Genomic DNA, 8,060 nt, shown 5'->3' with positions numbered 1-8,060 from the left:
CTTTCGTCGATCTGGAAAGCCAGCATCGCGCCGCGATCGAACGCGAAGGCCGGGTCGCCGCGAAAGTGCAATTGCTCGCGCAGCGCCCGGCGAAGTCGGTTGCCGCGACGGTCGATGCGGTCGCGATCGACCAGTATCTGGCGCAATCGGCGGGCGAGATCGGGCTGACGCTCGACCGCAACGAGGCACGCGGCGCGGGACAGGCGACGATTGCCATTGCGACGGCCAAGGCACCGGTGCTGACAGACTGGCTCGCCTCGCTCGAAGGGCAAGGCTTCGTCGTCGACCAACTGACGATCACCCCTGCCGCCGACGGCACCGTCGGCATGACCGCCGAGCTTCGGAAGGGCGGACAATGAGCGTGCGCAGGCGTTGGGGGATCGCGGCGCTGCTGCTCGCGCTGATCCTTCTCGTCGCGACCTTCCCGATGCGGCTCGCGCTCGGGCTTTCGGGTGCGACCGATGCGGGCATCACTGCGCGCGAAATTCGCGGGCCGGTCTGGTCGGGCGAGCTTGTCGATGCGCGCCTCGGCGCGCTGCCGCTCGGTACGGTGCGCGCCAGCCTGTCGCCGCTTGCGCTGCTTGGCGGCGACACCGAGCTGGCCTTTTCGCGCACCGACGAACGGCTCGGCGCGCTAGCGGGGCGCCTGCACGGCAGCAATCCGCGCGGCGTTTCGGACGTCAGCGGCACGACGTCGATGTCGGGCGGGCTCGGGATGATCCCCGTCGACACGATCCGTTTCGAAGGTGCGACGATCCGCTTCGACGGCACCGGCAAATGCGCTGCGGCGAGCGGGCAGATCCAGCTTGCGGTAACGGCTCCCATCGCCGGACTCGACTTGTCGCGCGGGCTGTCGGGACCGCTGAAATGCGCTGGCGGGCGCGCGCAAGCGGCACTCGCCAGCCAGTCGGGCATGGAGCGGCTGACGCTGTCGTTCGACGGCAGCGGCGCGTATCGCGCGCAGTTCGCGATCAACGTCGACCGCGATCCCGCAATGGCGGCAGCGCTCGCGGCACTGGGGTTCAAGGCGGGTTCGGGCGGGTTCGTGCTGGCGACCTCGGGCCGCTTCTGACGTGGCCATTCTCGACGCCTTGCCCTTTGGCATGGGCGTCCTTTTCGCCGGTGTGACCGGGCTGGTCCTTGGCAGCTTTGTTGCAACACTGGTGTTGCGCTGGCCGGCCGGCCGCTCGGTGTTCGGGCGGTCGCAGTGCGATCGGTGCGGGCGGACACTGGGCGCGTCCGACCTCGTACCGCTGCTGTCGGCCGCGGTATCGCGCGGGCGTTGCCGGACGTGCCAGGCCCCGATCGACCACTTTCACTGGCAGGTCGAACTGGGCTCGGCCGCCATCGGGGTAATCGCTCTCGCGCTCCTGCCCGGGACGGCAGGGTGGCTCTGGGCGCTGCTGGGCTGGCTGCTGCTGCCGCTGGCGCTGCTCGACGCGCGTCATTTCTGGCTGCCCGACCGGCTGAATGCGCTGCTGGCCGTCGCGGGCGTGCTGTTCGCCGGGCCGATGCTTGGAACATCCCTGCTCGACCGCTGGATCGGTGCGCTGGCGGGGGGGGCGGTGCTCGCGCTGGTCGCCCGGGCGTACCGGCGCGCGCGCGGTGCCGAGGGCATGGGCGGCGGCGATCCCAAGCTGGTCGCGGCGATCGGCGCCTGGCTCGGCTGGCAGGCGCTGCCGCTGATGTTGCTGCTCGCGAGCTTCGGCGGGATCGTGTGGGCGCTTATCGCCCAACGAAAAGGGGACCAGCCGCTCGGTCAGCGACGGGTCCCCTTCGGTGTCTTTGCCTGCACCGCCGCTTTCGCCGCGGTGCCGCTCTGGTCGTTGTGGGTTCAGTTTCAGCTGCGCTGAAACTGCCGCGCTCCGACGTCAGTCGGAAAATTACCTTCCGATGACGACGGTCACCGCGCGGCGGTTCTTCGCATAGGCTTCCTCGGTCGAACCGAGTTCGGCCGGGCGTTCCTTGCCATAGCTGATGACGTTGATGCGCGACGGATCGATGCCGAGCGACGCGAGATAATTCTTCGCGGCGTTGGCGCGGCGTTCGCCGAGCGCGATATTATAGTCGCGGGTGCCGCGTTCGTCGGCATGGCCTTCCAGCGTGACGCGCACGGCCGGGTTGCGCTGCAGCCACTGCGACTGGGTCTGGAGCGTTGCCTGGTCCTGCGCATCGACATTATACTGGTCAAAATCGAAGAAGATGCGATCGCCTTCGAGGCCGACGCTGGCAAGGAAATCTTCCTGCGATCCGGGAACCACGCCGGTGCCGGTTCCGGCGCCGGTATCGGTTCCGGTGCCTTCGGGAACGGGGGGAAGCGTTTCGGGAGCCTTTTTCGCACAGGCACCCACAGCAAGCATGGTGATCGCCGCGATCATCGCGGTGCTTTTCCGTATCGTCATGTCTTCTGTCCTCTTGTTGTTGTTGGGAAATCTGTTCGTGCGGGCAAAACGGCCCGTTCAGGACGCGCTACTGGAACCCGATTCGGCCGTTTTGGTTCCGGTTTCGTCAGGGCAGCACCGGTCCCCAGCTGGGATCCGATCCATCCTGCGGGGTGGGCAGGCGGCGCAGGTTCACGCCGGTCAGGTCGACTTGCCAAAGGCTCGACTTGCCCTCGCGTCCCGGCGTCGTGCGGAAGAACTGGATGACGCGGCCGTTCGGCGACCAGGTCGGGGCCTCGTCCTGCCAGCTGTTGGTTAGCATCCGCACGCCGCCGCCCGACGGGGTCATCACCCCGATGCGGAATTCGCCGCCGCCCATGCGGGTGAAGGCGATCAGGTCGCCGCGCGGCGACCATTCGGGGGTGGCGGCGCGGCCGCCGCCAAAGCTGATCCGCTGCTGGTTCGACCCGTCGATGTTCATCGTGTAGATTTGCTGGCCACCCGACCGGTCGCTCTCGAACACGATCTTCTTGCCGTCGGGCGAGAAACTGCCGCCGACATCGATGCCCGGTGTGCTGGTCAACCGCACCGGCGTCCCGCCGTTTGCCGAGATGCGATAGATGTCGGTGTTGCCGTTCACGGCCATCGAATAGAGGATCTGCGTGCCGTCGGGCGACCAGCGCGGCGCGAAGGTCGCGTTCGCGCTTTCTGTCACCAGCTTCTGCGAGCCCGCCGCGACGTCGTAGATGAAGACGCGGACGCGGTTGTTCAGATAGCTGACGTAGACGATCTTTTTGTAATCGGGCGAGAAACGCGGGGAAATCGCGAGCGCCTGGCCGTTGGTGATGAAGCGGTGGTTGCCGCCGTCGCTGTCCATGATCGCGAGGCGTTTGATGCGGTTCCCCTTGGGGCCGCTCTCGGCGATATAGGCGACGCGGCTGTCGAAGAAGGGCGCTTCGCCCGACAGGCGCGAGTAGATGGCGTCGGCGCATTTATGCGCGGCGCGGCGCCAGTCGCCAGGCTGGATTTCGAACCCCTTGCGGACAAGCTCGCTGCCGAGCGCGGTGTCGTAAAGATAGCATCCGACGACGAGGCTGCCGTTCGACCCGGCATCGACAAAACCATGGACGACATTTTCGGCGTTGCGCGCCTGCCAGTCGGCGAAGCGCGGCGCCTGGACCTCGGCGCGGGTGATCGCGCGAATGCCGCTGGGGCCGAAGGGGTCGTAAAGGCCGCTGCGTTCGAGGTCGGCGGCGATGACTTCGGCGATCTGGCGGCCGAGGCTGTCGGTACGCAGGCCCGCGACCGTCTGGACCGATGCGGTCGCGAGCGCCGGGATCGCGATGATCGTGCGGTCCTGCGACAGCGTGCCCTCAATCGTCTCGCGCGGTTCGGTCGGGGTGACTGCGGGGGGCGCCACCGGGGCGGCCGTGGTCTGCGCGAGCACCGGCGCTGCGGTGAGCAGCAAGGCGAGCGAGAGGCTGATCGGACGGAGGAACATTTCTCTTACCTCTTGATGAAATCGAGCGTGTAATTCTGCCAGAAGCTGTAATTTTCCTCGGGCAGGTCGAAGGGTGCGGCGAGTTCGACCGCACGTTTGGCGCATTCCTGGTGACGCTGGACCTGGAATTTGTTGCTGTCGTTTTCGCCGCTGGTCGTGACGCTGGTAAAGCCGGCGAGGGCACCCGACTGGGTCAGGCGGAATTTCACGACGGTCTTGAGCTGGTCGACGTCGACGCCCGAAATGCGACACCCGTTCCAGCGCGGCGCGACCGCCGACTTGATGCTGACGTCGATCGAGCGGCGGACTTCGGCCGCGGTCTTCGATGCCGGAGCGCCCTTGTTCGGCGGCGCCTTGGTCTGTTCGCGGCCGAGGCCGTCGGTGATCCCGTCGAGCCGACCCGTCGGGCGGGTCTGGGTCTTTTTCGTCGGGGCCGTTTTCGGCGCGGCCTTGGGCGGGGCCTTCGTTACCGCGGGCGGCTGTTTTTTCGGCGGGGCCGGAACCGGCCGTGCGACCTGTTTGGGGGTCGGGGCCGGCGTCGGACGGACGATCGGTTCGGGGACCGGCGGTGTCGGCACGGGCTCGGGCGCGGCGATATCGACCGCGTCTTCTTCGCCCAGCCGGGCCGACGGCGGCGCTTCGGTGATGATCGGCGCGCTCGATTCCACCGCGGTTTCGGCAATCAGGTCGACTTCCATCGGGGGGTTGTCGAAGCGCCGGTCGCCCGCGGTCCACTGGACCGACAGCAGGCCGATGATGAGGACATGCGCCGCCACCGCGATGGCGATGCCGCGTCCTTCATTCCCCCTCACTGCCCGTGGTTCGGCCATCGTCCCAGCCTATTGCCCCGTTGCTGAACCGTCGGTGACCGCAGCTGGGGCGCTGCCGGCGGTGCCTTCCGACCCCGTCGTCACCAGCGAAATCCGCGACAGGCCAGCACGATTGAGCTCACCCATCACGCGCATCACGCGGCCATAGTCGAGCCCCTTGTCGGCGCGCAGCATGATCTGGCGTGGTTTGTCCGTGCCTTCATTCTCGCGCGCGATCGCATCGAGCCGCGCCGGAAGTTCGGCCCCGGGCACTATATCCTCGCCGATATAGAGCGTGTCATCGGCGTTGATCGACAGTTGCACCGGCTCCTGCTCCTCGGTCTCGACCGGCTTTGCCCGGCTCTCGGGCAGGTTGATCGGCACCGCCGATGCGAGCAGCGGGGCCGTGATCATGAAAATGATCAGCAGCACCAGCATGACGTCGACAAGCGGGGTGACGTTGATTTCGGACATCGGCGCGCGGCGGCCACCGCGGCCGCGCCGTCCGCCGATGCCGCCCGAGGGGCCGCTCATCGCCATCAGGCTTCGACCTCGAGTTCGCGGCTGAAGGTCGCGTGCAGCCCGTCGGCGAAGCGGCCGAGGCGCGATTCGAGCCGGTTCAGGCGCTGCGAAAAGGCGTTGTAGGCGATCACCGCCGGGATAGCAGCGAACAGGCCGATCGCGGTGGCGAACAAAGCCTCGGCGATCCCGGGCGCGACGACAGCGAGGCTGCTGTTATTCTCCGCCGCAATCGCGGTGAAGCTGCGCATGATCCCCCACACGGTACCGAACAGCCCGACGAAAGGCGCAACCGACCCGATGGTCGCCAATGTGCTGATTTTCTCGGCGAGCCGGTCGACTTCGCCCACGACGGTACTGTTCATCGCGATGCCCAGCCGTTCGCGTGTCCCTTCGCGATCGACATTCTTGCCCTTGGTCGAACGCCGCCATTCGCCGATCCCCGCGGCGAGCACCTTCGCGCTCGGCAGGTCCTCGTCGCTGTTCTTGTCGAAAAACTTGTCGATATTGTCGGCGCGCCAGAAATCGCGTTCGAACCGTTCGGAGGCGCTCATCAATTTGCCGACGCTGAAGCCATGTGTGAAGACGACCGCCCAGACATAGATGGATGCGAGCAACAGCCCGATCATCACGCCCCTGACGATCCAGTCGGCCTGCAGGAACAGCGCGATGGGGGACAACGTCGCCGCGTCGGCGGCCAGCTTGATATTGTCTAGCAAGGGAAAGTCTCTCCATTCATGATGGCGGTAAATCGGTCGGCCCAGCCCGCAGGCTGGCGGCGCGGCCGGCCTGCGGGCGACAGGAAGGCGGCGGTTACTTGCCCGTCGGTCAATGTCTCGCCGCTTAACGTGTCAGTTCCGCGAAGGATGCTCTGCGAAATAACCACGCTGGCGCCGCGCACCGCTGTCACGGTGCTGACGACGAGCAGATCGTCGTCGAGCCTGGCCGGGCTGCGGTATTTGATCGCGAGGTCGGTGACCGCCCAGCTGCCCTCGCCGCCTTCCATCGCCGCGCGCTGGTTGATGCCCGCGATGCGCAGCATGTCCGACCGCGCACGCTCCATATAGCGCAGGTAATTGGCGTGATAGACGATGCCCGACAGGTCGGTGTCCTCGAAATAGACGCGCGCCCGGAAATGATGCTCGGCCCCGACGAAGGCGCCGGGGAGGAAGGGGGGCGGGGCGTTTACCATTGTCCCAACCGATAGCGTCGCAACGACTCGTCGCAAACCCCTCTTGAACGGTTCGTCGCAGATCGGGGCCGGTTGGCAGAATGAAACCCGCAGAAATCCTTCTATTTTGCCTGGTCGAAAAGTCCGTCCTGCGACCCGGCAGGCGGGCTCAGGCCCAGATGCTTCCACGCGCTGGCGTTGAGCATGCGTCCGCGCGCCGTGCGCGCGATCAGGCCGACCTGGAGCAGATAGGGCTCGATAACGTCTTCAATCGTGTCGCGCGGTTCGCTGAGCCCCGCTGCGAGCGTCTCCACCCCGACGGGCCCGCCGCGATAGATATCGGCGATCATCGTCAGATAGCGCCGGTCCATCGCATCGAGCCCGAGCGCGTCGACCTCGAGCCGGTTGAGCGCGGCGTCGGCGGCGCGTGCATCGACGACATCATGCCCCGCGACGGTTGCGAAATCGCGCACGCGGCGCAGCAGCCGTCCAGCGATACGCGGCGTGCCGCGCGAGCGCTTCGCGATTTCGAGCGCACCGTCGGAGGCGATCGGCAGCGCGAGCAGCCGCGCAGCGCGCGTGATCACCTGCTCGAGTTCGCCGTGCGTGTAGAAATTGAGCCGCACCGGGATGCCGAAGCGGTCGCGCAGCGGGGTGGTGAGCAGTCCCTGCCGCGTTGTTGCGCCGACGAGGGTGAACTTGGGCAGGTCGATGCGCACCGAGCGTGCCGACGGCCCTTCGCCGATCATGATGTCGAGCGCGCGGTCCTCCATCGCGGGATAGAGGATTTCCTCGACCGCGGGCGACAGCCGGTGGATCTCGTCGATGAACAGGACGTCGCCGTCCTCGAGATTAGTCAGCAGCGCCGCGAGGTCGCCGGCCTTGGCGATCACCGGGCCGGAGGTCGAGCGGAAACCGACGCCGAGTTCCTTCGCGACGATCTGCGCCAGCGTCGTCTTGCCGAGCCCCGGCGGGCCGTAAAAGAGCACATGGTCGAGCGCGTCGGAGCGCGCCTTCGCCGCCTCGATGAAGATGCGCAGATTCTCGCGCGCCGCGGCCTGCCCGACGAATTCGGCAAGCGTCTTCGGCCGCAATGCGGCGTCGGCGTCCTCGGGGATGCGGATCGGGGTGGTGAGGGCGGGCTCAGTCATAACGCTCTATTGCCTCGCCGAGGATACAAACCCAAGGTTCCTGACGATCCTCATAGACTGAAAATTGCAGCTCGAAGTCATGGCCGGGTTCGAAATTGCCGATCGGCACGGCATAGCTGTCGAGCTCCGGGTGATTGAGGAACCAGAGCGTGGAGCCGCAGTTTTCGCAGAAGTAGAAGTCCGCGAGAGTGCCGCTGCCGCCGGGATGCTGGTACAATTTCGCTTCGCCTTCGGTGCGAACCTGATCGGCAGGGAAGCGCGCCTGCGCGGCAAAGGCGCTGCCGCTCCGTGCCTTGCAATTGCGACAGTGGCAGACGGACACGCGGATCGGTTCGCCCGAGCAGGCGATGCGGAGCTGGCCGCAGCGGCAGGAGGCGTGGCGTGTGGGGGTGGCGGTGTCGGTCATGGGTGCGCGATATCCTTTAACTTCGTCATGCTGAACTTGTTTCAGCATCCATGGCCCGACCGATCGGTCCGGCGCCGATTTCGAAGGAGAGGTCGCGCCATTCAGGGTTCGCGGCTTCGATG

11 protein-coding genes are annotated in these 8,060 nt (G+C 66.7%); 3 read left to right on the top strand and 8 right to left on the bottom strand.

Going from position 1 to position 8,060, the window contains the following annotated elements; all coding sequences use genetic code 11:
- The 3 genes from gspM to VGD20_RS11545 form a co-directional block, all read left to right on the top strand.
- The coding region (gene gspM, locus VGD20_RS11555) for a type II secretion system protein GspM (protein WP_331134585.1) at positions 1 to 359 on the top strand (359 nt) is incomplete at its 5' end.
- Positions 356 to 1,072, top strand: coding sequence for a type II secretion system protein N (gene gspN, locus VGD20_RS11550; RefSeq protein ID WP_331134584.1), 717 nt, complete (start codon positions 356 to 358; stop codon positions 1,070 to 1,072). The genes gspM and gspN, both read left to right, overlap by 4 nt.
- A 31-nt stretch (positions 1,073 to 1,103) precedes the next feature.
- A complete protein-coding gene (locus VGD20_RS11545) occupies positions 1,104 to 1,853 on the top strand; it encodes an A24 family peptidase (protein WP_331134583.1) in 750 nt (249 codons plus the stop codon).
- A 30-nt stretch (positions 1,854 to 1,883) separates the two neighbouring features.
- On the opposite strand, the gene pal is transcribed toward VGD20_RS11545, so the two are convergent.
- The 8 genes from pal to VGD20_RS11505 form a co-directional block, all read right to left on the bottom strand.
- Positions 1,884 to 2,402 (bottom strand): peptidoglycan-associated lipoprotein Pal, encoded by a 519-nt coding sequence (gene pal / locus VGD20_RS11540; RefSeq protein WP_331134582.1) that lies wholly within the window; start codon positions 2,400 to 2,402, stop codon positions 1,884 to 1,886.
- A 106-nt stretch (positions 2,403 to 2,508) separates the two neighbouring features.
- Positions 2,509 to 3,882 (bottom strand): Tol-Pal system beta propeller repeat protein TolB, encoded by a 1,374-nt coding sequence (tolB, locus tag VGD20_RS11535; protein WP_331134581.1) that lies wholly within the window; start codon positions 3,880 to 3,882, stop codon positions 2,509 to 2,511.
- A 5-nt stretch (positions 3,883 to 3,887) separates the two neighbouring features.
- Positions 3,888 to 4,694, bottom strand: coding sequence for a hypothetical protein (locus VGD20_RS11530; RefSeq protein ID WP_331134580.1), 807 nt, complete (start codon positions 4,692 to 4,694; stop codon positions 3,888 to 3,890).
- A 27-nt stretch (positions 4,695 to 4,721) separates the two neighbouring features.
- Entirely contained in the window at positions 4,722 to 5,231 is a 510-nt protein-coding gene (locus VGD20_RS11525; RefSeq protein WP_331134579.1) for an ExbD/TolR family protein, read from the bottom strand.
- Entirely contained in the window at positions 5,231 to 5,929 is a 699-nt protein-coding gene (gene tolQ, locus VGD20_RS11520; RefSeq protein WP_331134578.1) for a protein TolQ, read from the bottom strand. Before tolQ ends, VGD20_RS11525 begins: the two co-directional genes overlap by 1 nt.
- The gene (locus tag VGD20_RS11515) at positions 5,923 to 6,402 is read right to left on the bottom strand and encodes a YbgC/FadM family acyl-CoA thioesterase (protein WP_331134577.1); all 480 of its coding nucleotides are present in this window, start codon (positions 6,400 to 6,402) and stop codon (positions 5,923 to 5,925) included. Before VGD20_RS11515 ends, tolQ begins: the two co-directional genes overlap by 7 nt.
- 101 nt (positions 6,403 to 6,503) lie before the next feature.
- On the bottom strand, positions 6,504 to 7,532 hold the full coding sequence (ruvB, locus tag VGD20_RS11510; RefSeq protein ID WP_331134576.1) for a Holliday junction branch migration DNA helicase RuvB: 1,029 nt from the start codon (positions 7,530 to 7,532) through the stop codon (positions 6,504 to 6,506).
- Positions 7,525 to 7,938 (bottom strand): GFA family protein, encoded by a 414-nt coding sequence (locus VGD20_RS11505; protein ID WP_331134575.1) that lies wholly within the window; start codon positions 7,936 to 7,938, stop codon positions 7,525 to 7,527. Before VGD20_RS11505 ends, ruvB begins: the two co-directional genes overlap by 8 nt.
- Positions 7,939 to 8,060: the final 122 nt, after the last annotated feature.

The sequence above is a fragment of the Sphingopyxis sp. genome, from assembly GCF_036402335.1.
Taxonomy (GTDB): domain Bacteria; phylum Pseudomonadota; class Alphaproteobacteria; order Sphingomonadales; family Sphingomonadaceae; genus Sphingopyxis.
This window is presented reverse-complemented; position numbering and strand designations above follow the sequence as displayed.

Bases quoted from the DNA above. Each gene is read 5' to 3' on its own strand.
- gspN (WP_331134584.1), top strand. From the start codon at position 356: ATGAGCGTGCGCAGGCGTTGGGGGATCGCGGCGCTGCTGCTCGCGCTG.
- VGD20_RS11545 (WP_331134583.1), top strand. From the start codon at position 1,104: ATGGGCGTCCTTTTCGCCGGTGTGACCGGGCTGGTCCTTGGCAGCTTT.
- pal (WP_331134582.1), bottom strand. From the start codon at position 2,402: ATGACGATACGGAAAAGCACCGCGATGATCGCGGCGATCACCATGCTT.
- tolB (WP_331134581.1), bottom strand. From the start codon at position 3,882: ATGTTCCTCCGTCCGATCAGCCTCTCGCTCGCCTTGCTGCTCACCGCA.
- VGD20_RS11525 (WP_331134579.1), bottom strand. From the start codon at position 5,231: ATGGCGATGAGCGGCCCCTCGGGCGGCATCGGCGGACGGCGCGGCCGC.
- VGD20_RS11515 (WP_331134577.1), bottom strand. From the start codon at position 6,402: ATGGTAAACGCCCCGCCCCCCTTCCTCCCCGGCGCCTTCGTCGGGGCC.
- ruvB (WP_331134576.1), bottom strand. From the start codon at position 7,532: ATGACTGAGCCCGCCCTCACCACCCCGATCCGCATCCCCGAGGACGCC.
- VGD20_RS11505 (WP_331134575.1), bottom strand. From the start codon at position 7,938: ATGACCGACACCGCCACCCCCACACGCCACGCCTCCTGCCGCTGCGGC.